The 25,776-nt window shown below is 64.7% G+C and carries 21 protein-coding genes and 1 pseudogene; 10 read left to right on the plus strand and 12 right to left on the minus strand.

Features of this window, described 5'->3' with window-relative positions:
- Window positions 1-22 precede the first annotated feature (22 nt).
- On the plus strand, window positions 23-187 hold the full coding sequence (locus GGD65_RS06640) for a hypothetical protein (protein WP_018322107.1): 165 nt from the start codon (window positions 23-25) through the stop codon (window positions 185-187).
- A gap of 31 nt (window positions 188-218) precedes the next feature.
- Here the strand turns inward: GGD65_RS06640 and GGD65_RS06645 are convergent, their stop codons facing one another.
- The 3 genes from GGD65_RS06645 to GGD65_RS06655 all read right to left on the minus strand — a co-directional run bounded on the left by GGD65_RS06645 (window position 219) and on the right by GGD65_RS06655 (window position 2,987).
- A complete protein-coding gene (locus tag GGD65_RS06645) occupies window positions 219-1,913 on the minus strand; it encodes a PAS-domain containing protein (RefSeq protein ID WP_026202680.1) in 1,695 nt (564 codons plus the stop codon).
- A gap of 124 nt (window positions 1,914-2,037) precedes the next feature.
- Entirely contained in the window at window positions 2,038-2,568 is a 531-nt protein-coding gene (locus GGD65_RS06650) for a gamma carbonic anhydrase family protein (RefSeq protein ID WP_104463504.1), read from the minus strand.
- Between the two features lie 89 nt (window positions 2,569-2,657).
- A complete protein-coding gene (locus GGD65_RS06655) occupies window positions 2,658-2,987 on the minus strand; it encodes a DUF6949 family protein (RefSeq protein ID WP_018322105.1) in 330 nt (109 codons plus the stop codon).
- Window positions 2,988-3,209: 222 nt separating this feature from the next.
- On the opposite strand from GGD65_RS06655, the gene GGD65_RS06660 reads away from it, so the two are divergent.
- Entirely contained in the window at window positions 3,210-3,917 is a 708-nt protein-coding gene (locus tag GGD65_RS06660; protein WP_026202679.1) for a hypothetical protein, read from the plus strand.
- 195 nt (window positions 3,918-4,112) lie between these two features.
- Here the strand turns inward: GGD65_RS06660 and GGD65_RS06665 are convergent, their stop codons facing one another.
- Window positions 4,113-5,267, minus strand: a complete 1,155-nt coding sequence (locus GGD65_RS06665; protein ID WP_246783200.1) for an AraC family transcriptional regulator — start codon at window positions 5,265-5,267, stop codon at window positions 4,113-4,115.
- On the opposite strand from GGD65_RS06665, the gene GGD65_RS06670 reads away from it, so the two are divergent.
- The 3 genes from GGD65_RS06670 to GGD65_RS06680 are packed head-to-tail and all read left to right on the plus strand — an operon-like array spanning window position 5,209 to window position 8,944.
- The gene (locus GGD65_RS06670) at window positions 5,209-7,335 is read left to right on the plus strand and encodes a molybdopterin-dependent oxidoreductase (protein ID WP_183234705.1); all 2,127 of its coding nucleotides are present in this window, start codon (window positions 5,209-5,211) and stop codon (window positions 7,333-7,335) included. The two genes, GGD65_RS06665 and GGD65_RS06670, sit on opposite strands and share 59 nt — an antisense overlap.
- A 2-nt stretch (window positions 7,336-7,337) precedes the next feature.
- Complete coding sequence (locus tag GGD65_RS06675) at window positions 7,338-7,643, plus strand: ferredoxin family protein (protein WP_026202677.1); 306 nt, start codon at window positions 7,338-7,340, stop codon at window positions 7,641-7,643.
- Window positions 7,640-8,944: an FAD-dependent oxidoreductase gene (locus GGD65_RS06680; protein WP_183234706.1), complete on the plus strand. Its 1,305-nt coding sequence runs from the start codon at window positions 7,640-7,642 to the stop codon at window positions 8,942-8,944. Before GGD65_RS06675 ends, GGD65_RS06680 begins: the two co-directional genes overlap by 4 nt.
- A 136-nt stretch (window positions 8,945-9,080) precedes the next feature.
- On the opposite strand, the gene GGD65_RS06685 is transcribed toward GGD65_RS06680, so the two are convergent.
- Together GGD65_RS06685 and cysE are read right to left on the minus strand one after the other, a co-directional pair.
- Window positions 9,081-9,299 (minus strand): DUF3126 family protein, encoded by a 219-nt coding sequence (locus tag GGD65_RS06685; RefSeq protein WP_007602550.1) that lies wholly within the window; start codon window positions 9,297-9,299, stop codon window positions 9,081-9,083.
- A gap of 160 nt (window positions 9,300-9,459) precedes the next feature.
- A complete protein-coding gene (gene cysE / locus GGD65_RS06690; protein WP_018322099.1) occupies window positions 9,460-10,284 on the minus strand; it encodes a serine O-acetyltransferase in 825 nt (274 codons plus the stop codon).
- Between the two features lie 291 nt (window positions 10,285-10,575).
- Here cysE and GGD65_RS06695 point away from each other — a divergent pair, with 291 nt between their 5' ends.
- From GGD65_RS06695 to GGD65_RS41085, 3 genes and pseudogenes are all read left to right on the plus strand, one after another.
- The gene (locus tag GGD65_RS06695) at window positions 10,576-11,952 is read left to right on the plus strand and encodes a hypothetical protein (protein ID WP_183234707.1); all 1,377 of its coding nucleotides are present in this window, start codon (window positions 10,576-10,578) and stop codon (window positions 11,950-11,952) included.
- A gap of 154 nt (window positions 11,953-12,106) precedes the next feature.
- Complete coding sequence (locus GGD65_RS06700; RefSeq protein WP_183234708.1) at window positions 12,107-12,913, plus strand: alpha/beta fold hydrolase; 807 nt, start codon at window positions 12,107-12,109, stop codon at window positions 12,911-12,913.
- Between the two features lie 245 nt (window positions 12,914-13,158).
- Window positions 13,159-13,396 (plus strand): annotated as a pseudogene (locus tag GGD65_RS41085) (hypothetical protein).
- Between the two features lie 517 nt (window positions 13,397-13,913).
- Here GGD65_RS41085 and GGD65_RS06705 read toward each other — a convergent pair.
- The 5 genes from GGD65_RS06705 to GGD65_RS06725 all read right to left on the minus strand — a co-directional run bounded on the left by GGD65_RS06705 (window position 13,914) and on the right by GGD65_RS06725 (window position 23,479).
- Window positions 13,914-15,224, minus strand: a complete 1,311-nt coding sequence (locus GGD65_RS06705) for an HlyD family type I secretion periplasmic adaptor subunit (protein ID WP_092259205.1) — start codon at window positions 15,222-15,224, stop codon at window positions 13,914-13,916.
- Window positions 15,221-16,924, minus strand: coding sequence for a type I secretion system permease/ATPase (locus tag GGD65_RS06710; protein WP_183234969.1), 1,704 nt, complete (start codon window positions 16,922-16,924; stop codon window positions 15,221-15,223). The genes GGD65_RS06705 and GGD65_RS06710 overlap by 4 nt, the downstream gene beginning before the upstream one ends.
- Before the next feature lie 290 nt (window positions 16,925-17,214).
- On the minus strand, window positions 17,215-20,754 hold the full coding sequence (locus GGD65_RS06715) for a DUF5801 repeats-in-toxin domain-containing protein (RefSeq protein WP_183234709.1): 3,540 nt from the start codon (window positions 20,752-20,754) through the stop codon (window positions 17,215-17,217).
- Window positions 20,755-21,471: 717 nt separating this feature from the next.
- Window positions 21,472-22,227 (minus strand): alpha/beta fold hydrolase, encoded by a 756-nt coding sequence (locus GGD65_RS06720; protein ID WP_092259203.1) that lies wholly within the window; start codon window positions 22,225-22,227, stop codon window positions 21,472-21,474.
- A gap of 115 nt (window positions 22,228-22,342) precedes the next feature.
- A complete protein-coding gene (locus GGD65_RS06725) occupies window positions 22,343-23,479 on the minus strand; it encodes a hypothetical protein (RefSeq protein WP_183234710.1) in 1,137 nt (378 codons plus the stop codon).
- 308 nt (window positions 23,480-23,787) lie between these two features.
- Here GGD65_RS06725 and GGD65_RS06730 point away from each other — a divergent pair, with 308 nt between their 5' ends.
- On the plus strand, window positions 23,788-24,033 hold the full coding sequence (locus GGD65_RS06730) for a zinc-finger domain-containing protein (protein WP_007602543.1): 246 nt from the start codon (window positions 23,788-23,790) through the stop codon (window positions 24,031-24,033).
- 19 nt (window positions 24,034-24,052) lie between these two features.
- Window positions 24,053-25,255 (plus strand): FAD-dependent monooxygenase, encoded by a 1,203-nt coding sequence (locus tag GGD65_RS06735; protein WP_183234711.1) that lies wholly within the window; start codon window positions 24,053-24,055, stop codon window positions 25,253-25,255.
- A gap of 25 nt (window positions 25,256-25,280) precedes the next feature.
- Here GGD65_RS06735 and GGD65_RS06740 read toward each other — a convergent pair whose 3' ends face one another.
- Window positions 25,281-25,709 (minus strand): twin-arginine translocation pathway signal, encoded by a 429-nt coding sequence (locus GGD65_RS06740; RefSeq protein WP_183234712.1) that lies wholly within the window; start codon window positions 25,707-25,709, stop codon window positions 25,281-25,283.
- Window positions 25,710-25,776 lie beyond the last annotated feature (67 nt).

Consider the following 25,776-nt stretch of genomic DNA (forward strand, 5'->3'; position numbering starts at 1 on the left):
GAAAGCGAGGAGGCTCATCACGATGACCGATCGCGATCCTTTTGCAGAAGGCGAACGCGCCGCGCGCGACAACATCCCGGCCGAAGCCAATCCTTACCTCGACGGCAGCGACGAGCATGCGCTGTGGGCCGCCGGCCACGAGAAGGTCGCAGGCGCAATCGAAGCGCGCGAATCCGAAGGGCGCTGACGCGGTGCTGCCGTGAGGGCGCGCATAATCGCTAGGCGGCCGCCACCCTATTCTCCGTCCGGTCCTCGACCATGGTCACGAACATGTGGGACTCTTCGCTGGCGCCACCGATCTGAACCCGCCGTGCGGAGATGACGCGGCGCCCGCGCGCGGGATTGTCGATGGTATCGATGATCGGCTCGAGCTGCTGCTTCTGCGCGAGCAGCTGCTTGTCGCGCCGCTCGATCAGTTCGGCCGCCTCCGGGGAGAACAATTCCCGCGCGGTCTTGCCGATGATCTCGCCGCGCGACATGCCGATCATCTTCTCGGCCGCCTTGTTGACGAAGACGTAGCGCAGATTGCGCGCATCCTTGGCGATGATGCCCTCGGCCACGTTCTCGATGATGGTGGCGAGGAAGCGCTCCATCCGCTCGAGAATGCGCTCGCGCTGGCGCTGTTCGGTGACGTCCTCCTGCACCGACACCCAGCCGCCGCCATCCATCGGACGCTCGTAGATCTTGATGATGCGGCCGTCGTTCAGGGCGATCTCGTAGGCCGCCGGTTCGCGCCTGGCGATCCGGTCGAGAACAGCTGCGACATATTTCGCGACGTCGCCGCTGAACAGCCCGCTCTTGACCCGGTGCTGGAGGATATCCTCGAGGGTCGATCCGGCCTGGATCGTCTCGGGCAGATTGTAGATCTGCCGGTAGTTCGAGTTCATCGCGACCACGACCGCCTTGCCGTCGAGCATGATCAGGCCCTGCGGCATGCTGTTGATCGCCGCCGAGAGCTGCCACTTCTTGGCCTGGTACTTGTCGTTGAATTGGTCGCGCTCGGTCCGCGCGGCGTCGCGCGCCTGGGCGGTGCCGAGCTCGAGCTCCTCGAGCTCGAAGATGCGCGCGACGGCGTCGCGGAAGTTCTGCACGGCGCGCGCAAGACGTCCGATCTCGTCGTGACGGCCGAGATGCGGCACCTCGCTCTTGACGTCGCCTTGCGCGATCCGGTCGGTCGCCTGCGTGATATCGGCCAGGGCGCCGACGATCGAACTGCGCATGACGACGACGTTGAGCGCCGCCAGCATCAAGGCGGCGAGTCCGAGTGCGAAAAGATAGGCAGCCGCATAGCGGTTCTCATTGGCGAGTTCGTCCGCCTCGCGGGCGCGCTGCTGGTAGATGCGCTCGAGCGCCTCGATATCGCTGTTGAGCTTGCTGCGCACGGTGCGGTTGGCGTCATTGTCGCCCCATTCGCGTCCCGCGGCCGGGCTGATCTCGATCCCGCGCCGCACCAGCTCCTGACGGAAGTCGATGAATTGCAAGATGCGCTGGCGGAAGCTCGCGAACAGCTCGGCGTCGTCGTCGCCGACGTTCTTCTCCATGCTCTTCACGGCCTCGGCGAGCTCGCGGTTGCGCCGGACCAGCCCGTCCGCGAACGGCTTCATCGCACGACGATCGGCCGACATGTAGATGCCGCGTGATTCCATCACGATGGCATAGATCAGCGCATTGATGCGCCCGACTCCGATCGCCGCCTCGGCGGCGGTGACATGCATGTGGCGATACGTCGTCTGCAGGCGTACGGACTGGACCGACATCACCAGGAGGAAGGTGGTGACGATCGCAAGGAAGGCGGCGATGCTGTAGACCTTCTCGGCGACGGTCAGCGTGTCGGCGCCACGCGCTAGTCTTACGAACTTTTTCAATAGATTGGTTCCGGCACCGAAGCCGGATCCCAGCGCCGTCGCATTCATGGCGACGCTCCTCCTGGTTGAACACGCTCGACGATAAGCGTGATCGCGCTAGCGGAGGATTAAAGTACCGGCCTGTATTTTCACGGTACGGAACCGTGCCGCCGGGCCGTCCGGCTGCGCGATCTCAACCGATCCGCTTCAGGCCCTTCTTGAAGCGCGGACCGTTGGCCACGTAAAACCTCGCCGCACTCCCCATCTTCTGCACCTGGGCGTCGTCGAGCGTGCGGATCACGCGCGCCGGTGAGCCGATGATCAGGGAACGTTCGGCAAATTCCTTGCCCTCGGTGATGACGGAACCGGCGCCGACGATGCTGTTGCGGCCGATCTTCGCCCCGTTCATCACGATCGAGCCCATGCCGATCAGCGCGCCCTCCTCGATGGTGCAGCCGTGCAGGATGACATTGTGGCCGACCGTACAGTTCCGACCGATGTGAAGCGGAAAGCCGAGATCGGTGTGGCAGGTCGAGCCGTCCTGCACATTGGCGCCCTCGCCGATCTCGATCCACTCATTGTCGCCGCGCAACACCGCGCCAAACCAGACGCTTGCACCCGGCTTCAGGCGCACGCGGCCGATTACGGTGGCGGTCTCGGCGATGAAATAATTGCCGTCGGCGGGAAGGTCGGGCGCCTGCCCGTCGAGCTCGTAGATCGCCATTGGGGGTCTCCTGTCGCGTTGACCACTGGCATAGCCAAACGGCAGCCGCGACGCAAAGGCCCGCGCCGGCAGAGCTCAATGCGCGGGCGTCAGCCCAGAACGCCGGCCGCGCGCAGCGTCATCAGGAAGAAGGTGCCGCTCATCATGCTCCAGAAGCCGGCGATGAGGGTCGCCATCATCACGAACTCGGCGCGGCGGCTTTCCACCCGCATGCCGCGCAGCGTGTTGCGCATGATGATGAAGGGCGCGGCGAACACCAGGAACGGCACCGCAGCGAAGGTCTTCGGCGCCACGCCGTCCTGCAACAGGCCGAACCCGGCGGGCCGCTGCGCCAGCGCCTGGTATCCGTTCACGAGCGCGCCCGCGAGCGCGAAACCAATGCAGATCGAGAAGAAGGTGTTGAAAGCTTCAGGTGTCATCGGAACGGTCCGCCCTTACGCAACGCCGAGCATTCCTGTGACAAATGGAGCCGGTTAACGCTACATTATCCTTAAGGGAAGGTTAACGCCGCCGTCCTGTCCACGCAGGGCCGTCCCCGCCCCCCGCAGCCGGGAACGCTGCGCGAAATCGCCGCCGCGTGGCATATTCGCCGCTGATTCGTCGGCCACCGGCCGACTTCCGGCTCGACCTCGTAGAAGCTCATGACGGTGTTTTCGGCAGCTCCCCATAGGTCCCCCCGCACGCGCACCTGGGCGCATGCCGTCCCGATCGTGCTCGGCGGCATTGCTGCGGTCTGCGCGGTCGCGCTCGTCGCCTATCTGTTGTGGCCGACCTGGGGCACCCGCGGCGCGAACGCCCCGGACAAGCTGCCGGTGAGCGTCGGCGGCACGCTGTTCAACCTGCCGGTGACGGCGATCCGCATGAAGATCCAGCGGCACTCCGGGCCGCAGGAGCGCATCGATCTCGACTTCCTCTATCCCTCGCTCGAGCCGCCTGGCGCGCCGAAACACGTCACCGCCGACACGGTGGAGGCGGCGGTGCAATCGATCGACCGCATCTTCCTGTCGATCACGGCCCATCACGATGCGCTCTCGCCCGAGCAGCGGACAGCCACGATCTATCCGCGCTATCTCGACCAGGCCGCAGCGACGCCCGCGGACGGCCTGACGATGCGGATGTTCCGTGCTGACACGCCATACGGCAGCGAAGATTTCTATTCGGCTGCAAGCCCCGCGCTGACCGCGCGCTGCACCCGCGATGCGTCAACGCCCGGCATGTGCCTGTCCGAGCGCCGCGTCGGCGGCGCCGACCTCACCTTCCGCTTCCCGCGCAGCTGGCTGTCGCAATGGCGCGATGCGGCGGAGGCGATGGACAGGCTGACGGCGCAGCTGCGCGGGCCGCGGGGCTGAGCGCGGCTGCGAGATCGGCTTGCAGGCCGGGGCTCACCGAACAAAATCTCGAAAAACAACCCCATGCACAGTAGCCAAGTCACGGCCGCACTTCGTATTTTTGGATATTCGTTATTTCCGAATTAGAGCTTGACCCATCGGGCAAAACCCATGGGGATCTCAAGGCCACATCATCCACACTTGATGCGGGCAGGCTCAATCCTGCCCCTTCCGCGCCCGATAAAGGCTCGGCGTCGTGCCGACCGCCTTGCGGAAGGCGCGGTTGAAATTGGCCTGCGAGGAAAATCCCGCGGCAAAGGCGATATCGACCAGCGGGCGATCGCTGGTCGATAGGAGCCGCTTGGCGAGATCGAGGCGCTGACGGCTGACATATTCGTGCGGTGCAGTTCCGGTCGCCGCCTTGAAGCTGCGGGAGAAATGCGCCGGGCTCATGCAGGCCACCGATGCGAGATCATTCACGGTGAACTCGCGCTCTACGGATGCGTCGATGAATTCCGTGACGCGCGACAGGCGCCTCGCATCGAGCGGTTTCTGCACGGCATAGGATTGCTTCAGCCGGACTGAACTGGCGGCGTAGCTGTGCACCAGATGGGCGGACAAGGCCCGCCCCAGGCTTTCGATCAAAAGGCGGCCTGTGGAGGTCTCCTGCGCGAGCTCCGCGAGAATGCGGTCCGCGACATGCTCGATGAACATGTCCCGATCGATCGTCTCGTAACGGATGGACATGCCCGAGGGATCGATGTCGAGATCCCTGAGCATGGTGTCGTCGAACGGCTTGCCCGGAAGAAAGAGATGCAGGCATTCCTGCATCTGGTTCTCGACGCGGATGAAGTCTTCGCGGATGCCGGCCGGGCAGAGCCAGACGGTGCCTCTCCGGCCGAAGGTGCGCTGCCGCATGCCAGCGCCTTCGCGGTCGACGACCGAACTGCCGCGCAGCAATATCGCGATCTCGGTGTCGCGCGGCAATTGCGGAGGGAGATCGCCCGGCTCATGACTCCATCGCTCCGCCAGGAGATGCCCCCACCGCCGGTCGTTGGACGTCTGGAGCATTCTGCCGGTAACATATTTATCGACAGAGTTGCCAAGCATACCCATCGGAAATCTCCGCCAGATCACGCGATGTACGGGTAGAGAGGTATTGCCGGTTCCAGCAATTAGCATGCCAGAGAACCGCCAGGGCGTCCACCGGACGAGAGCAGTCCGGGACAACAACACCGCACGTTTTGAAAAGCCAAGGCGGGTCCGGCCGCCGCATCCTTTGATGTCTTGAATCGGGAAGCGGAGAAACCCCATGGCCCGGACCACGGTAATAGGCGCGTGCCCCCACGACTGCCCGGACACCTGCTCCATCCTGACCACGGTCGAGGACGGCAAGGCCATCGCCGTCCGCGGTAATCCCGATCACCCCTTCACGCGCGGACGCCTCTGCGTGAAGGTCAACAATTACGAGGAGCGCGTCTACAGCGACAAGCGCATCCTCCATCCGCTGAAGCGGGTCGGCCCGAAGGGCTCCCGGCAATTTCAGCGGATCTCCTGGGACGAAGCCATCGACACCATCGCATCGCGCTGGACCTCCGTGATCGCCGAGCACGGCGCGCAGGCGATCCTGCCCTACAGCTATCTGGGCACGCAGGGCATCATCAACGGGTTGAATGTCGGAGATCCCCTCTTCAACAAGCTGGGTGCGACAGTGCTGGAGCGCACGTTCTGCGACTCCGCCTCGTGCACAGCGTACATGATGACGATCGGGCACACGCCCGGCGTCGACCCCGAAAGCTTCGTGCACTCGAAATACATCATCCTGTGGGCCTGCAACACGCTGAGCACGAACTCGCATCACTGGCCGTTCATCGAGCAGGCAAAGAAGGCCGGCGCCAAGCTCGTCGTGATCGATCCCGTCCGCACCCGTACCGCGCGCCTCGCCGACTGGCACATTCCGATCCGGCCCGGCACTGACGCCGCGCTCGCGCTGGCGATGATCCACGTCATCATCAAAGAGAACCTTGTCGATCGCGACTACGTCAACAAATACACCGTTGGCTATGAGGAGCTGGCCGAGCGGGCCGCGATCTACACCCCTGAATTTGCCTCGCAGGAAACTGGCATTTCCGTCGACGACATCCTCAAGCTGGCCAGAGAATTTGCGACCACACCGCCCGCCGTCGTACGCATCGGCGTCGCGGTCGAGCGGCATGCCGGCGGCGGCCAGACCGTGCGTGCGATCGCCTGCCTTCCGGGGCTGATCGGCGCCTGGAAGCATGTCGGTGGCGGCCTGCTCCAGCTGCCAATCTGGGCCTTCCCGGTCAGATGGGACGTGCTGATGCGGCCCGATCTGCAGCCCGAGACAATGCGCGTGCTCAATTCCTGGCGGCTTGGAGCTGCGCTGACCGGCGAGCTCGGCTTCGACCCACCGGTCAAGGCGCTGTTCGTCTACAACGCCAACCCGATGGCGATGGTGAGCGAACAGGCCAAGCTCGAAAAAGGGCTCGAACGCGAGGATCTCTTCACCGTCGTCAGCGAGCACTTCCTGACCGACACCGCCAGATATGCCGACATCGTTTTGCCCGCAACCACGCAGCTCGAGCAGAAGGACATCATGTTCTCCTGGGGGCACCTTTACCTCTCCTACAACAACCAGGCGATCGCGCCGCTCGGCGAAGCCGTCTCCAACACCGAGCTGTTCCGCCGCCTGGCGCGCGCAATGGGCATCACCGACCCCACTTTCTTCCGGACCGACGACGAAATCATCGAAGCTTCGCTCGACTGGAGCAGCCCGGTTCTCGAAGGCATCACGCTCGACGGCGTCAAGACCAAGGGCTATGCGCGCCTCAACATGCCGGCGCCCGCCGACTGGGCGCCGCATCGCGAGGGCAATTTCCCGACCGCCTCCGGCAAGTGCGAGTTCAAATCGACGATCGCGGGCGGCGGCAACTTCGTGGTACCGCTGTTCCGCCAGGGCTACAACGGCGACCAGGATGCCACGCCGGTCGATCCCCTGCCCCACTACATCCCGCCGAACGAGAACCCGCGCACGGCGCCGGTGCTCGCGACGCGCTACCCGCTGAGCCTGATCTCGCCGAAGAGCCACGCCTTCCTGAACTCGAATTACGGCAATCTTCCCGCGCAAACCGCCCAGGCCGGCGAAGAACAGGCGGTGCTTCTCAATCCCGATGATGCCGCACAGCGCGGGATCGTCGCCGGCGCGCCCATTCGCGTGTTCAACGATCGGGGCTCATTCGAAGCCTTTGCGACCGTTTCGTCCGACATCATGCCTGGAGTCGTGGTGGCGCCGTCCGGGTACTGGCAGCGGTCCAATCGCAAGGGCGCGACGGTCCACGTGCTGACGCCGCCGGCGTTCGCCGACCTCGGCCGGGCCCCGACATTCTCCGACATCCTCGTCCAAGTCAGCGGGGCGTGACGATGACTTATGTGGTCACCGACAATTGCCGGGGGTGCCGATACACCGAATGCGTCACGGTGTGTCCCGTCGAGTGTTTTCACCTCGATGAGTCCATGACCTATATCGATCCGGAAAACTGCATCGACTGCGGCGGCTGCGCGCCGGCCTGCCCGGTCGGTGCGATCGAGCCCGACTATCGCCTCGCAGCCGACAAGAAATTCTGGATCGACGTCAACCGCAAGCGCGCCGCCGAAACTCCCGTCATCAGCGCGCGCCTGGTGCCTCTGCCGGGCGCCGACGAACGCCGCTTGGCGCTCGGCCGATGACGGGCGGGACGCGCGTCGCCGTCGTCGGCAGCGGACCGAGCGGCTTCTACACGGCCGAGGCCCTCTTGCGTTCCGGTACATCCGTGACGGTTGACATGTTCGAACGGCTCCCGGTGCCGTACGGGCTGGTGCGGTTCGGCGTGGCGCCCGATCACCCGAAGCTCAAGCAGGTGACGGCAGCGTTCGACCGCATCGCCGCCATGCCCGGCTTTCGCTTCATCGGCGGTGTCACGGTCGGAGACGATGTCACGGTCGACGAGCTGCGTGAGGCCTATGACGCCGTCGTATTGGCAACGGGCGCCGAACTGAGCCGGCCGCTGGGCATTCCGGGCGAGGCTCTTCCCGGGAGCCACAGTGCCGGCGATTTCGTCGCGTGGTACAACGGACACCCCGATTTCGCCGATCTCAGCTTCAATCTCGACCATGAGGCGGCAATCATCATCGGTCACGGCAATGTCGCACTCGACGTCGCACGCATTCTCGCCAAGACCGCCGACGAGCTGCGACAGACCGACATCGCGCGCCACGCGCTCGAGGTGCTGGCGGCGAGCCGGATTCGCGAGATCTCCATCGTCGGCCGCGGCGGACCGGTGCAGGCCAAATTCAGCGCCAAGGAATTGCGCGATTTCCTCGAATTGAGGTCATGCGACACGCTCGTCGACGACCGCGACGTCACGCCGGAGGACTTCGAACCGCAGCATCCCGCAGATCCGGAGCTGGTCGAGAAGCTGTCGCTGCTGCGCGAATTTTCGCAGCAGGCCGCGACCAGGCCGCGCCGCTGTGTCTTTCGATTTGGCTTCTCGCCCTTCGCGATCCACGGACGAGACCGGGTGGAGACCCTCTCGGTGACGCACCGGTCCGGCGCCGTCGAGGACATCGCCGGCGGCCTCGTGTTCGGCAGCGTCGGCCGCAGGACGGCGCCCGTCACCGGCGTGCCCTACGACACACATCGCGGCGTTCATGCCAATGCCAATGGACGTGTCACGAACGGTCATTGCGTGATCGAGGGCCTCTATGCCTGCGGATGGAGCAAGCGCGGTCCGAACGGCACGATCGGCACCAATCGCGGCTGCGGCATCGCCACGGCAGAGGCCGTGCTGGCGGATCTTGCGCATCGGCGAGCGCGCCCGGACACGCCGGATGCGCTGCTGGCACGCGTCGTCGGCCGCGTCACCCGCGTCGTGAGCTATCCGGACTGGATGGTGATCGATACTGCCGAGAGATCCAGGGGAGCCCTGCTCGGCAAGCCGCGGGAAAAATTCGTCACAATCCCCGACATGCTCGCAGCGGTGGGCGCGTAACCCCGGAACCGATCGCGCTACCGGACCGCACTAAAGCGCGATGCGATCAGGATGAATCGTCATCGCGCTTTAGGTTGTTGTTTAAGCATGATCTTTTCGGAAAACCGCTGCGCACTTTTCCGGACCACGCTCGCATCTATTCCTGATCGACGAGATCGTCCTCGAGGATCGCCATCTGGAACTGGAACGAGCGATCGTCGTCCTCGTCGTCGACGAAGAGAACGCCGATGAATTCCTCGCCGATATAGACTTCGGCGGAATCGTCCTTCTTCGGCCGCGGCACGACGCGGATCTTGGGATTGCCGAATACGCGCTTCAAATACGCATCTAACTTTCTGACTTCTTTGACGTCCACGGCAAGTCTCCGATCGAAAATGGTCGGCGGGTTTTAGGACGAGACGCGACGAACCGCCAGCATGAATTGCCAAAGAATTTGGGGACCGAAAGGGCCGAAAATCGGGCCTTTTTCAACTTCAAAGCCCAGTCTTAAAGCCCCAAGTCTTAAGCCCCAAGTCTCAAAGCCCCATCGCGTTGATCATCTGATCCATCGTGCGCGACGGTTCGGCGCACCCGGCCTCGCCGACGACCTTGGCAGGCACGCCCGCGACGGTGACGTTGTGCGGCACGGGCTTGACCACGACCGAGCCGGCGGCGATGCGCGCGCAATGGCCGATCTCGATGTTGCCGAGGATCTTCGCGCCAGCGCCGATCAACACGCCATGGCGGATCTTCGGATGACGGTCCTCGTTCTCCTTGCCGGTGCCACCGAGCGTGACGCCGTGCAGGATCGAGACGTCGTCCTCGATCACCGCCGTCTCACCGCAGACGAAGCCGGTGGCGTGGTCGAGGAAGATGCCGCGGCCGATGCGCGCGGCGGGATTGATGTCGGTCTGGAACACCGCGGAGGCGCGGCTCTGCAGGTAATACGCAAAATCCTTGCGGCCCTTCAGCCAGAGCCAGTGCGCCAGCCGATGGGTCTGGATGGCGTGAAAGCCCTTGAAGTAGAGCAAGGGATCGATGAAGCGCGAGGTCGCGGGATCGCGATCGTAGACGGCCACGAGATCGGCGCGGAAGGCGTTGCCGAGATCGGGATCGTCGCGCAGCGCCTCGCCATAGGTCTGGCGCACGAGGTCGCCGGACAGCGCGGAGTGATCGAGCCGGTCGGCGACACGGTGGATCACCGAATCTTCCAGGCGGCTGTGATGCAGCACCGTCGAATAGATGAAAGTCGCAAGCTCGGGCTCGCGACGGACGATGTCCTCCGCTTCGCCCCGGATCCGGTCCCAGATCGGATCGAGCGATGCGAGCTTTCCTCCCGGATTGACCTGATGCACTGCCATGGATTTGCTCTTTGGGATTTGCTCTTTCGAGTGGGCTCGTTTTGCCGGCTTTATAGCATAGTGTAGGCGACGAAGTCCTGACCGGCTTGCCTGAGAGTGAACAGCGCCTTGCCCTGCCAAAGCATGCCAAGACATTGAAACACAACAATTTCTTTCGAAGCCCCAAGCAGCAAGGTCGGCTCAAAGTGGTCAGAGTTTTGCCAAATTCAAGTCGGGCGGCGTCAAACTATTGGTGAATTCTCTCCCGACCCTTATTGCGAGCATGGTTCGGGGCGAGGACGGGGAACAGATTTGAGCATCACCACCGATCAATTGCGCGCACGCGCCGCGGATACGCTTTGGCTGCGTCTGGCGGCGGTCGCCCTGCCCCTCCTGATGATCGTGCCGGCGTTCTGGAACGGCTACCCGCTGTTGCAATGGGATACCGGCGGCTATCTGGCGCGCTGGTACGAGGGCTATCTCGTCCCCAGCCGCTCCACGGTGTTCGGCCTCTATCTGCACTTTGGCGAGAGTTTTGGCTTCTGGATCAACCTCGCGGTCCAGTCGCTGGCAACGCTGTGGCTGTTGCAGCTCACCCTGCGCGTGCTCTCGATGATGCAGACTGTCCGCTTCGTCGCGATCAGCCTTGGCCTGATCCTGTCGACCGCGCTGCCCTGGCTTGCGAGCATGCTGCTCACCGACATCTTTGCAGGACTCTCGGTGCTGTCGCTGTTTCTCCTGGTCGTCGGCGCAGGCCGAACCTCGGCGCTCGAGAAAATCTCGCTGTTCGTCTTCACCGCCTTTGCCGCCGCCACCCACAGCGCCACGCTCGGCGTGTTGCTCGGTCTTTGCGTCGCGGGCTGGATGGTACGGCCGTTTCTCAAGGAGCGCCTTCCGCTGGCCGGATTGGCGCAGGCCAGCCTCACCATCGTTGCGGGCGGGGTGATGCTGGTCTCGGCGAATTATGCGCTGTCCGGCAAGCTGGCCTGGACGCCCGGCGGCTACGGCGTCGCCTTCGGCCGCATGATGCAGGACGGCATCGTCGCGCGCTACCTCAACGACCATTGCCCCCGCGAGCGCTACAAGCTGTGTCCCTATCGCAACGAACTGCCGGCGACGGCAGATGAGTTCCTGTGGGGCAAGAGCATGTTCAACGCGCTCGGCCGCTTTGAAGGCATGAACGAGGAGATGGGTTACATCGTCGTGCAGTCGCTGAAGGATTATCCGACCTGGCAGGCCGGCGCGGCGCTGCGGGCGATGGGCCAGCAATTGCTGCATGTCGCGACCGGCGAAGGCACCAATGGCTGGATCCCGCACACCCGCGGCATCATCGAACGCTACGTCCCCGCGCAGGCCGGGCCGATGCGCGCCGCGCGGCAGCAGAATTGGCAGCTCGACTTCACCGCAATCAACCGGCTGCACGTGCCGGTGGCGCTGGCCTCGATGCTGGCGCTGGTCGCGCTGCTCGGCCATGCGCTCGCGAACCGCCGGCTGGACGATTTGACGCTGCTGGCGGCGACCGTGACGCTGGCGCTGCTCGGCAACGCTTTCATCTGCGCCGTGATTTCAGGCCCGCACGACCGCTACGGCGCGCGGATGGTGTGGGTCGCCACCTTCGTGGTGCTGACGGCGCTGGCGCGGCGGTTTGGCGAAACTGATCCGTCCAGGCCGGATCATCGCCACTCCTAGATGGCCCGGGCTTATCTAGTCCGCTTGCGTAACCAAGGCGATGGACGGCATGCCCGCCGCGCTCGACAGCCTGGATCACCTCGCTTTTATTTTCGGCTGCTCTTCGACTTGCCCGAGAAACGTGTCCGCAAAACCCCGTCCAAGGAGAGCTAGCATGCCCTATGTCGCGTCCGCAGACGGCACCCAGATTGCCTACTCCGTCGACGGCAGCGGTCCGGCGGTCATCCTTACCACCGGCTCGCTCGATGACGGCAGCGAGAACGCGCGACTTGCAACAGAACTCAGCCGTTGGTTTCGCGTCGTAAATTATGCGCGGCGCGGTCGCGGCGAGAGTGGTGACGGGCGCGAATATTCAGTTGCCCGCGAGATCGAGGACATCGCCGCGCTCATCGACGCCGCGGGGGGCGGCCGTGCCGCGCTCTACGGCGTGTCGACCGGCGGCGCCCTGGCCCTCGAGACGGCTGCCACATTGCGGTCCATCGATGCGGTCGCAGTCTATGAAGTGCCCTACGACCTCGCGCCGGAGACGCCGCAACAGCAGCGGGCCTATGTGGCCGAGCTCGACAGACGACTGTCGGCGGGGCGGCGCGGCGATGCCGTAGCACTGTTCATGGAGCTCGCCGGAAGTTCGGCTGAAGAGATCGCCGGCGCTCGCGCGCATCCGGTCTGGCCGAGTCTCGAGCGAATAGCGCATACGTTGGCCTACGACGCTGCCGTGCTGGGGACCCGCCAAGCCCCGTTGGAACGTTTCGCGCGCCTTCACCAGCCGGTGCTGGTTGCCACGGGCGGCGGCATCCCCCCGTTCGAAGGTGCGGCCGACGCGCTCGCGGACGCGAACCCCCGGGCCCGGCGAAAGGTGCTCACCGGTCAGGGCCACGTGGTGGATCCGGCCGTGATGGCAGCAGAACTGAAGGCGTTTTTCGAGGAGCCTAGGCCGGCCACGTCGTCAGAGCCTCGTTAGATCGCTACTTGCACGGCGAGCTTCGCCGCGCTGGTTTTCGAGGGTACGGCATCGATGTCCGCAGTTTGGCCTTTGCTGACGTCCCTGCCCGTCTCGACCTGAGGTCCATAACCGCCCTTAGCGACCTCCGGGATGCTGAAAGGTCATCAACCCGCCGCCGCCGGCGCCGGAATTCCCGCCTGCTCACAGGAACAAAATTTAATTGATTTAATTTATTTAATATTATTTAATACCTCTTGAGAGAAATGACCATGCCAGACCAGGACGACGGCCGACGGGAATTCTTGAAGACCTGCGGAAAGTTCGCCGCCGTGACGCCGCCGACCATCACCCTTTTGCTATCAACGTCCCTCACGTCCAACGCGATTGCACAGTCTGGCGCGGGGGGCGGTCCACCATGACCATCAGCACCATGGCAACAATGGCCGGCGCAACGGCGGCCGCGATGGCAGCCCCAACGAGAAGGGCGATAGAGGCCGCTGAGCCGACGCGCGGCCTGCAGAAGGAGACACAATGCAGCCCAGGCGCCGTGACGTAGATTGGCACTTCGCCTCCATGATCGTCTCGTCGATATGGCTAGCGATCTTGGCTGCCGCGCTTATAGCGGTGCTCATCCGAGCGCAATCCTGACCGCCCAGGCCGCGCGAGAGCGAGGATCGCGGGTCCCGGAACCATAGATGGGGTATTTCGCGATCGCGCGGAAGGACCGTGAGCCTCGGAGAGGCACCAGCTTGCATATTGGATCATCCGATAGACCCAATACGCGCAATGACCTACGGGCCCTGTAATGGTCTTCGTGCAACCGCAGCCGCAGACGATGACCGCATCTTCGGCCATCGCACTTGGTTTCGTCGAGCAGCGATCGCTTCGTCGAAAAGGAACAGCCAGAACTGACTTGGCGTTCAACAGCCTATCCGCGTGGGCAAAGAACCCCCGCAACTGAATCCGGTGATAGCCGCCCTTAACAAGAGATTGCCTTCACTTTAGGGGAGGTCGCAGCTTAGCGCTCGCGCCAGGCGCGCATCAACTGATCGGAGAGCGGCTTGACGAGGTACGACATCACCGTGCGCTGGTCGGTCTGAATGAAGGCTTCGACCGGCATTCCGGCGATCAGCTTCAGGTCGCCCAGACGGGCGATCTCCGCCTCGGGAACTGCGATGCGGGCTACATAGAAGCTCGTCGTGCTCTTTTGGTCGACCGCCACGTCAGCGGACACCTGGCTCACTTCGCCGTTGAGTTGGGGTGTGGTGCGCTGGTTGAAGGCCGTAAAGCGCAACAGCACCGGCTGGCCGACCGACAGACGATCGATCTCATGCGGGGGAATCCGCACCTCCACGACGAGCGCGTCGTGCGTGGGGACGATAAGCATGATCTGCTCGCCGGGGCTGATGACGCCGCCGATGGTGTGCAGCGCCAACTGATGCACGGTGCCGTCCTGCGGCGCGCGAATATCGATGCGTTTGAGCTGGTCCTCGGCGGCAACGCGTTTCTCGACCAGCTCCGAGGTCTTGGCGCGGATCTCGGCGAGATCCTTTCCGACTTCGGTGCGCAGATCCTGATCGATCTGCATGATTTGCAGCGTGGTCTCGGTGATCCGGCCTCTGACTTCGGCGATGGCCGCGACCAGAGCGCCACGTTCGCCATGCAGGCGCACCGCGTCGCGCTCGAGCGTTGTCAGGCGCGTGATCTGTACCAGATTCTTTCGCCACAGGTCGCGCACGCCCAGAAGCTCCTGGTCGATGAAGGTGGTTTCGCGGTCTTTCGCCTGGATCTGCTCGTCGAGCCCGCGGATCTGCTCCCGGAGCTGGCCGATGCGCTCGCTGAGCTGCGCCTTCTTGCCGGTGCGGGCGGCGCGGCGCAACTCGAACAGCTTGCGCTCGCCCACGATCAGTCGATCGACGTCGGGATCGGCGGCACGATCAATGAGGTCGGCGGGAAATTCGAGCCGGTCCTGACCGTCGCGCTCAGCCTCGAGCCGCGCCCGGCGCGCCGCCTGTTCGTCGAGACTCTTGACGACGATCAGGAGATTGGCCCGCGTCACCGTCTCGTCGAGGCGCACGATCACGTCGCCCGCCGTCACCCGCGCACCCTCGCGAACGTTGAGTTCACCGACCACGCCGCCAGTCGGATGCTGCACCTTCTTGGTGTAGCTGTCGACCACCAGCGTGCCGGAGCCGACGACGGCGCCAGCCAGTTCCGTGGTCGCGGCCCAGCCGCCGGCGCCCCCGGCAAGAATGATGACGCCCACGAGGCCGGCGCGCAGGTGCTGGCGAATCGCGTGCGGAACCTGGTTCACCGGCTCGCGGTTCAAAGGCTCGCTCCTTCGGTTACGACCTTAAACGGCACTGCCGGCCGCGGCTGCATCATCTTGGCCAGCAGCGCGTCCTTGGGCCCGAACGCCTGCACGCGCCCCTCGGCCATCACGATCAATTGGTCCACGCCAGCGAGCGCACTGGTGCGATGCGCGACGACGATGACAATGCCGCCCCGCGCACGCACGCCGTGAATGGCCTGCGTCAGGGCCTGGTCGCCGTCGGAGTCGAGATTGGAGTTGGGCTCGTCGAGCACCACCAGGAAGGGTTCGCGGTAAAGCGCACGGGCGAGCGCAATGCGCTGCCGCTGCCCGGCAGAGAGCGCCGCGCCGCCTTCGCCGATCGGCGTGTCGTAGCCTTTCGGCAAGCGCAGCACCATCTGGTGCACACCGGCGGCGTTCGCGGCGGCGATCATCGCCTCGGCATCGGGAACGGGTTCGAAGCGGTTGATATTCTGCGCCACCGTGCCGGCGAACAGCTCGACGTCCTGCGGCAGATAGCCGATGTGGCGGCCGAGCGCCTCGGAGCTCCATTGGTCGAGCGCGGCGCCGTCCAGCCGCACCTTGCCGCGCGCCGCCCCCCACACACCGACGATGGCACGCACCAGCGACGACTTGCCCGATGCGCTCGGGCCGACGATGCCAACCCCCTGCCCCGGGTTCAACGCGAAGGAGGCTTCCAGCACGACGGCGGTCTGCTCGCCCGGCGGCGCCACGGAGACAGCCTCGACGGCGAGGGTCTTGCACGGCGGCGGCAACGGCGTCTTCTCCTCCTCGGCCGGGAGTTGCGCCCATTGCTGCTGCAGACGTTTCCAGCTCTGCCGGGCCGCGATCAGGCTCTTCCAGTGGGCGATGGCGAGCTCGACCGGCGCGAGCGCGCGCGAGGTGAGAATGGCACCGGCAATGATGATTCCCGCGGTCGCCTCCTGGATGATAACGAGATAGCCGCCGACGGCCAGCACCGCCGATTGCAGCACCATGCGCAGCACCTTGGAGGCGGAGCCGAAGCCGCCGGCGATGTCGGCGGCGCGCCGCTGGGTGAACATGTAGCTGTCATTGACGTCCGCCCAGCGCGCGGCGAGCCGCCCGCGCATGCCCATGGCCTGCAATACCTCGGCATTCCGCCGGCTCGCCTCGGCGAGAGCGTTGCGTTGCGCGATCTGGCCGGTAACTTCCTTCGTGCGCGCACGCGTCAAGCGGTCGGTGAGAAGGGTCAGGGACACGAGCATCACCGAGCCGATCGATGCCGTGAGCCCGAGCAGCGGATGAAACATGAAGCAGATCGCGAGGTAAAACGGGATCCAGGGCAGGTCGAACAGCGCGGTCGGGCCGAGCCCGGAGAGATAGCTGCGCACCTGGTCGAGATCGCGCACCGGCTGCAACCCGTCGCCGCTGGCGCGCGACCGCAGCGGCCAGCGCGCGACGACGTCGTAGGCGCGCGCCGAGAATGCGCGGTCGAGCCACTCGCCGATGCGGACGAGGATGCGCCCGCGCAGAATGTCGAGGAATGCCTGGAACGAATAGAGCGCGCCGACCAGCGCGGCGAGGCCGATCAGCGTCGGCACGCTGCGGCTCGGCACCACGCGGTCGTAGACTTCGAGCATGAAGAACGAACCGGTCAGGTACAGCACGTTCAACATGGCGGTGATCAGGCCGAGCCCGACCAACACGCCGCGACAGGCGTGAAGCGGCGAGGACATTTGATGCGCGCGAGCTGGCTCGTCTGGTCGCGCAGCTGCCGCCGCGCGCCGCCACTTCCAGACCAGCCTGATGAAAATGAAGGCCGCCACGGCGAACAGGCCGACGTGGATGGTGAAGCTCGCCAGCTCCTCTGGATAACCGACGACCTGGCCACACCAGGCGGCAGCAGACCGGGAGAGATGGCCGCACCAGGCGGTGACACTATCCGGCATCGAATCTACTCCAGCCCCGTGCGACCGAACAGGTGCCGGCTGCGCGCCAAAGCGGCGTGCAGCCGGCGGCTTGCGATTCAGATCGTGATGACGCCGTTGTGGTTTCCGTCAATCCCGACCGAGAAACTGCTGGAAGCCGTATCCCCGTCGGCATCGGCGATCTGCACGGTGAAGTCGAGCTTCTCGTCGGGCGCCGGCTGCGACTGGATCAGGCTGAACCCGCCGATGTCGAACGTGTTGTTGTCGTTGCCATCGATGCCATCATGGGCGCTGATGTTTTCGATCAGCACGCGGTCGTGGGTCGTTCCGCTCGTCGTCCACTGCACCTTGTCGCCGGTGCTCAGCCCGGTGATGATCAGATTGCCGTCGCCGTCGATCGTCGCTTGCGGTGTAAACTGCAAGTTGCCTGTTTTGACGACGAAGTCGGTGATCGAGAACGACGTGATGTTGACGTGCGTGTCGTTGGTGAGCCCGTCGACGAACCCCGCCCCCGGCTCGTAGGCGGTGCTGAAGGCCGTGATCTTGACGGTGACGGGTCCGACGCCCGGGTTCGTCTGGTTGACGGTAAAGGACGCCGACGTCGCATTGAACAGGGCCTGGAAGTCGATGTTGGCTTCGACATCGGCCTCGTTCTGGTCCAGATTCGGCACGAGGAAGTTCGTGTTCGCGCCAGTCACGTAGGTGATGTACGCGCCTTCAGTGGGATAATTGGCGCTGTCATTGAGCTGGTTGCCGTTGACACCGAACGACGTGGTGCTGCCGGCCTGGCTGATGTTGAGCACGTCCTTGGTCGTGATGTTTCCGCCCTGGGACTGGTTCAGCGGATTCTCCCCAATCACCACGATCTGGGTCGAGGCAGGATCGCCGAAGGTCATGAAGAGATTGCTGCCGGAGGGCGCTCCGGCAAAGCTGAAGCTGATCTCCGCGGGCGGAGGATTCTGCAGGACATCGAAAGTGTAGTTGCCGCCCGACACGGTCAGCTTGAAGAAATCGATGTCGCCCGCGGTGTGTGTGGTGCTGCCATCTACGTCCTTGTAGTAGGTGGCGACAGTATTGCTGTCCGTGAGGGCCCGGAGCAGCGTTGTCTGCGAGACCGTGCCATCCAGGATCGTCAGGCTCGCCGGCGAGCTGGTGATACTGTACGTCGCCGGGTCGTCCACTCCGCCCGCTGCGTTGAGCGTCTTGGTTACGCTGGCGCCGGCAGCAAAGTCCACCTGCCCATCGGCGATGGGCCCGATGGTCGGCCCGTCGTCCTGGAACTGCACGGCATCGCCGATGCCGGTCGAGCTCGTCGCCGTGTCGCCGTCACCGTCGGTGACCGTCACCACCGCCAGCAACGCACTCTCGGTGATGTTGATCGCCTCATCGTAGCTGGCGCCGCCGGTCGGATGCTTCAGCGAGGCGTATTGCGCCACGCTGACGACACCGCTCGTGCCGTCGATCGCCACCGCGAAGGCCGCAGCTCCGGAGGAACTGCCGATGCGGCCGACCACCAGGCTGCCTTCCTTGAACAGGAAGATGCTGGCGCCGCCGGTCGTGTCGAGGCCGGAATCCACGCCTGCGGCGGACACCGCCAGCGAGAACGCCGTCGTCGCGCCCTCGTTATCGGCACCCGCAGAGCTGCCGGTCGCGCTCACGACGGGGGTGGCATCCTGTGCGTAGCCGGGGCTGAGATCGGTGCTTTTATTGGTGACGCCAGCGAACAAGGCGACAACACCTGCCGCAGTTGTGTCGTCGGCATCCGCGTCGACCCCCGCAGTCTCGTCATGCGCTACCGTCGCCGTGCCCTGCGCGATTCCCGCTGTCGGTCCGTCGTCCTGGAACTGCACGGCATCGCCGATGCCGGTCGAACTCGTCTTCGTGTCGCCGTCGCCGTCGGTCACCGTCACCACCGCCAGCAGAGCACTGTCGGTGATGTTGATCGCCTCATCGTAGCTGGCGCCGCCGGTCGGATGCTTCAGCGAGGCATATTGCGCCACGCTCACGACGCCAGTCGAGCTGTTGATTGCCACCGCGAAGGCCGCGGCGCCGGTCTCACCGCCGATGCGACCGACCACCAGGTTGCCTTCCTTGAACAGGAAGATGCTGGTGCCGTTGGTGGTGTCGAGGCCGGAATCCACCCCTGCGGCGGATACCGCCAGCGAGAAGGCCGTCGTCCCGCCGAACGAGTCGGTGCCATACGAGCTTCCGGTCGCGCTCACGACAGCGGTCGCATCCTGCGCGTAACCGGTCGGGCTGAGGTCGCTGCTGACGTTGGCTACGCCCGCAAACAGCGCCACCACGCCCGCCGCGATGGTGTCATCGGCATCGCCCTGATTGCCCGCGGTCTCGTCATGCGCCACGGTCGGCGCGCCCTGCACGATCCCCGCCGTCGGGCCGTCATCCTCGAAGTGGATGGCCGTGCCGACCACGGCGCTCGCGGCGTTGGAGCTGACAAGGCTGAAGCCGCCGATATCGAAGGTGTTGTTGTCGTTGTCTGGATTGGTATCCGCGTTGCTGATGTTTTCGATCAGGACGCGGTTATGGGTTGCGCTCGTTGTCCACTGCACCGTGTCGCCGCTGCTCAGGCCGGTGACCGTCAAGGTGCCGTCGGCGTTTACGGTAGCGGCCGGAGTATATTGCGTATTGCCTGATTTTTTGATGACGTTGATGAAGGAGGCCGATGTGATCGCGATCTGCGTGTCGTTGCTGAGCCCGTCGACGAAATTCACCCCCGGCTCCGCAGCGGTGCTGAAGGCCGTAATCTTGACGGTGACGGGGCCGATGCCCGGATTGGTCTGGTTGACGGTGAAGGAGCCGCCGGTCGCGTTGAAGACGTTCTGGAAGGCGATGTTGGCTTCGACGTCGGCCTCGTTCTGATCGAGGTTCGGCACCAGGAAGTTCGTGTTCGTGCCCGTGACATAGGTGATGTACGCCCCCTCACCAGCGTTGATCTGGTTGCCGTTGACGCCGAACGAGGTGGTGCTGCCGGCCTGGCTGATATTGAGCACGTCCTTGGTCGTGATGTTCCCGCCCTCGGATTGATTGAGCGGGTTCTTGCCAATCACCACGATCTGGGTGGAGTTCGGATCACCGAAGGTCATGAAGAGATTGCTGCCGGACGGCGCTCCGGCGAAGCCGAAATTGATCTGCTCGCTGACCGCGACCTTGAGATGGCTGCCGAGGTCGAGGGAGTCATCGGGGTTGGTGCCATCCAGATGCTGCAGCGCCTCGTATTGAACGCTCCAGATCTTGGCACCGGTCGCGGTCTGCTCGAGATAGACCGCGAAGGCGATGACACCCGCAGCCGTCTTGCCGACCACGATGTTGTCGTTCGTGGGGTCCGCCCAAAGGAAGACCTCCTCGCCGTCATTGGTGAAGAGACCGCTCGTGTCACCGTCGAGCGCGCCGCCAGTCGAATCGGTGAAGGCGAGGTTGCCGATCGCGCCCGTGACGCCGCTGATGGTGATAACGTCGCCGCTGCTGACCGCGTGGTTGATCTCCGTGGCCGGAGCGCCCAGCGCCGTCAGCCGGCTTGAAAACGCGCTCGGAAGCGTCGTGTTGGTGTCGTCGTTCTGCAGATCAGCGGTTTCGTCGAGAATAACGGTTGTGCCGGTAAGAGTGACTGAAAGTGCCATGAGAAACCTCCTACAAGAGAATAATGGTAGGCTTGCACATCAGAAATTCCTGCGTCAGCTCTTCGGCGTATCGCGAGTTTCGACAACGCCGGCATCATCGGCGGCAAGCCGATCACAGGCTCCTTCTTTCTCTTTCATCGAAGAATTTCCCGCCACCCGGGATTACATCACAGACGCAACAAAACCGTCTCGTCGCTCTCAGTCGAGAGATCAGAGCCACAACACGGTCGGAAGCGTGCGCCGCCCCGAGCGGCGATCACACCCTGCTGATTGGATATTTCCTGAAGCAAGCAGCGTGCACAAACATGGCCGCCTCCCCAAACAATGAACGTTACTCTGAAGCCCTCTCAATCAATCAGGGCCAACTCTGTTCAAGTGCGTGTGGGCTCGCAATCTCAATTCCTGTCGAGTATTAAATCTCGACGAAAATAAAAATTTAAACCAATTATTAACAAATGTAAATAGCGGCGCAATGTCGCTCGCGTTCGTGCGAGGAGATCTCTCGGCTCTCTTGATGATCTTCAGGCCTTGCGGCCATCTTGCGCAGCACTCGCGTACAGTTCGTTGGACTAACGCTCGAGATAAATGTCCGTTAGTGCCCTTCGCTGACGTTCCTACCCGCTTCGAGCTGACGTCTCGTCAGCGCCCTTGGCGGACTCCAGATCTCCGCGCATAGGATAGCTGGGCAACAACGTCATCCGCTCAGCCAACATTGCCTCAGCCGCGGCGTGACAGAAAATCGAGCACGCCGGTCTTGTAGACCTTGTCGCCGACCGCGCGCATGTGGTCGCGGTTGGGAATGTCGAGCACTTCTGAGCCGGGGATGATCGCACCGAGCGCGCTGGCACTTCCTGCGACGTCGTCGGTCGAGCCGACCGCGATCAGCACCGGCAAGTCGATGCGCGCGGCCTCGTCGCGGGTCATGAGGTCGCGCGTGCCGCGCAGGCAGGCGGCGAGCGCACGGTGATCGGAGCGAGTCTGGTCGGCAAACGCACGGAAGGTGCGGCCGACGGGATCGGTGACGTCATCCAGCGAGGGCGCCTCCAGCGCTTTCGCCACGTTCTCGCCGGGGCCGGTGCCCTCGATCAGGCCGCCGATTCCGATGCCGCCGAGGATCGCCGAGCGCAGGCGCTGCGGCTCGTTGAGGGACAGCCATGCCGCCATCCGACCGCCCATCGAATAGCCCATGATGTCGGCCTGCGGGATGGCGAGATGATCCATCAGCGCAAGCACGTCGCCGGCCATGGTCGGGATCGAATATTGCGCGGGCTCGTAGAGCTTTGCGCTTTCGCCATGGCCGCGATTGTCGAGCGCAATCACGCGGCGGCCGTTCTTGCGCAGCTCCGAGACCCAGGTCGGATAGACCCAGTTCACGTTCTTGCTCGAGGCAAAGCCGTGCACCAGGATGATCGGATCGCCCTCGCCTTCATCGAGATAGGCAATTTCAACGGCGCCGTTGTGAAAGCTCGGCATCAGCAGTTCCGCGGGTCTGGAGGGGAATGGTTGATCTTAGAGCATGATCCGGAAAACTGTGCAGCGGTTTTCCGGCAACATCATGCTCAAACAATAGCCTGAAGCGCCGCGCGCCTCAGGCCGTGACGGCCGCGTTGGCCAGAGCAGCTTCGGCTGCGATCTGGGCACGGCGCAGCCGCCGCGCCCGTTTGCGATCGCCCCAGGCCTGGGTGAGGCGCTCGGTGGTCGCCTTGATGGAGGAGAGAAGGCCGAACAGCGTCAGTGCCGCACTGAACAGCCAGAGCGCCAGATTGAACGCGCCGCCGATCAGCAGCAGCGCGCCCCGGCCGAGCAGCTTCATGATCGCGCGCGTCTTGCTGCCTTGCGCTTCGGCAAGCCGCGCCGCGCGTGCGACATCCTTCGGACCTTCGGCGATGCGCAGCGTGTCCATCGCCCCGCGCGTGCCGGTCTTCTCGGCGACGCGCGAGACGTCCTTGCCGAGCCGGACCAGCGCACCGGCCTTCTCGGCACGGAACGCGGCCTTGATCGCGCTGACGGTCTCGCGCGGCCGCAGCACCGAACCTGATACCACCGCATTCCGCAGCGCCGGCGTGTCGACGACCTCGCGCGCGGACCGGCCGGCCCAGACCGCGAGCCCCTCGCCGAGCCGCCCGACTTTGCGCGCGTCCTTCACCAGCGTCAGTCCGGCGCGCACCGGCGCCGCGCCTCCGACGGACACGTAGGTCGCCGCCGTCACCGCAAGTCCGGCCGCCGCTAGCCCGAGCACGAGCCGGTCGGTGTCCTCGCCCATGGCCAGATGCTTGCCCTCGCGCACCACGTCCCTGATGTCGCCGATCACGAAGAGATCGCCCGCCACCGTCCCCGAGAGGCTCGCGACATCGTCTGCATTGCCGGTGACGAGGCCGGTGGCGAAACGCTTGGCGAAATGCGAGGTGGAGCTTTCGTCTTTGACCGTGTCATTGACGCGGCTCAGGAGGTCGTCGGGCAGCGCGATGTTGCGGTCACGCGCGAGCGCGACAAAACTGTCGGCGAGATCGGCATCGCCGGCGGCGAGCGCGGCCTCGATGTTGTCCTGGACCAGGCGATCGTTCTGCCGCAGCACTTGATCGAGCTTGAGCTCGGAGAGCACGGCCGGATCATCCTGGGCGGCGAGGATCGCGCCGGCCTCACGGGCGTGCGGCGCTACCTGCGCGAGCAAGAAGCCGCACGCCGCGATGCCGGTCAAAGCTGTGGTGATTCGCAGCCACTTCATGTGGAAAAGCCCGGAAGTCCCTGGGATCCCTTGCGCCTGATGATTCGTCTTTCGGCACAAATTTGCTCGTCCACAGACATAGTATGCCAAAATTGCGACACAACGTCCCCGACGAAAGAAGGGCTTCTCTCAGGCCTTAAGATTGTGTCGAATTTGCATGAGCAAATGAGCATGGGGCAATTGTGGACCTTTCGGTTCCGCTGGACTAGCAATCATCCACACCCGCCAGTATGGTCCGCGGCGCCTTAAAGATGCCGCGTCAGTTCTTGATTGTGTCTGCCGCCATTGCCACTCCAGGATGAGTTACGATGTCCGACCATGTCGTCCCGCACTTCCATAACGATGCCGGTGTTCCCGTCATCGAGATCGGCTCGCAAGAGTTCATGTGCGTGGGCGCCAACCCTCCGTTCGACCATCCGCACGTCTTCCTCGACCTCGGCAACGACAACGAGATCATCTGCCCCTACTGCTCGACGCTGTACCGTTTCGCGGCCGACCTGAAGGCGGGCGAAGCCCGCCCGCCGGAATGCGTCCTGAAGGACAAGGTGGCCTGACCGCTTCCATCGGTCCGGGGTGGCGCTCTCCCGCACGATTGTCATCGCCGGTGCCGGCATCGGTGGACTGACGGCCGCGCTGGCGCTCGCGGCCCGCGGCTTCCGTATCGTCGTGCTGGAAAAGGCCGAGCGGCTCGAGGAAGTCGGCGCCGGCCTGCAACTCTCCCCCAATGCCAGCCGCGTGCTGGTCGAGCTCGGCCTCGCTGAGCGCCTCAAGCTGCGCGCCGTCACTCCGGAAGCGGTCTCGATCATGAGCGCGCGGGCCGGCGGCGAGCTGCTGCGGATGCCGCTCGGTGAAGCAGCGTCGCTGCGGGCCGGCGCCCCCTATTGGGTGGTGCACCGCGCCGACCTGCAATCGGCGCTCGCCGGCGCTGTTGCCGATCATCCCGACATCGACCTGAAGCTGGGCGCGACCTTCGAAGACGTCGCGCCTCACGCCAAGGGGCTGACGGTGGTCCACCGCAGCGGCACGATCCGCCGGAGCGATCTCGCCAGCGCGCTGATCGGCGCCGACGGCATCTGGTCGACGGTCCGCCAGCATCTGTTTCCCGAGGTGCAGCCGCGCTTCTCCGGGCTGATCGCCTGGCGCGGCACGCTGGACGCCACGCAACTGCCGAAGGACTACACCGCGCGCCGGGTGCAGCTGTGGATGGGGCCGAATGCCCATCTCGTCGCCTATCCGATCGCGGGCGGACGCCAGCTAAACGTGGTCGCTGTGCTTCCGGGCACCTGGAACAGGCCGGGCTGGAGCACGCCCGGCGATCCCCTCGAGGTGATGGAGGCCTTCGCCGCGCCACGCTGGCCGGCCTCCGCTCGCATGATGCTGGCCACGGTCGACAGCTGGCGGAAATGGGCGCTGTTCGGCGTGCCCGATGGCTGCCCCTGGAGCAAGGGTCCGGTGGCACTGCTCGGCGATGCCGTGCATGCGATGCTGCCTTTTGCAGCCCAGGGCGCCGGGATGGCGATCGAGGATGCCGCGGTGCTCGCCCGGCTTCTGAGCTTTGAAGCCGCCGAGAGCACAGCGGGCATCAGTGCTGCGCTGACGCAATACGGCCGTGCCCGTCAGGCGCGGGTGCGGCGAGTGCAGCGAACCGCGCGGCAGCAGGGCCGCATCTATCATCTCGGCGGGCCGCTTGCGGCCGCACGCGATCTTGCGATCCGCGCGCTCGGCCCGGACCGCATGCTGGCGCGGCACGACTGGATCTACGGCTGGCGGCCCTGATGCGAAGCGCCGCCGGCGCGGCGCCTCAGCGTGACGCTTTCCCGGATTTCGAAGCGGGCTTGGCAGCCGCCGCGGGGGACAATTGCGTGGCAGGCGGGGTCGCCTCCGGCGGTGTTTCCCGGCACTTGTTGCGGCGCCAGGCGTCCTCGGCCATTTGCGCCGACCCGCGCACGGCGACATAGTCGTTGCGATAGGCGAGTTCGGACACCACCGCGCCACCGGCCCCGGTGTCGGCCTTTTCCATCAGCCCCCGCAAATCGTCAGTGCGCTTGGCGAGCGACTTACGCTCCGCCTCCAGCTGCTTGCAGTCGTACAATTCGTATTTGGCGGGATCGGCAAAGGCCGGCGCGACCGTCTCACTCATGCCGGCGCAGCCGGACAGCGCGGCGCCGGCCGCAAGCAGCGCCAAGAGCGCGCCGAAGCCGCGCGGCGATGTGGAAAACGAAGCAGCCATGCCGGATGAATAGTCCCCGTGGATTGAGAATGCCTAAAGCAACAACAGATGTCCGGATTGAGGCTTT

The organism is Bradyrhizobium sp. CIR18 (genome assembly GCF_014198295.1).
Lineage (GTDB): Bacteria > Pseudomonadota > Alphaproteobacteria > Rhizobiales > Xanthobacteraceae > Bradyrhizobium.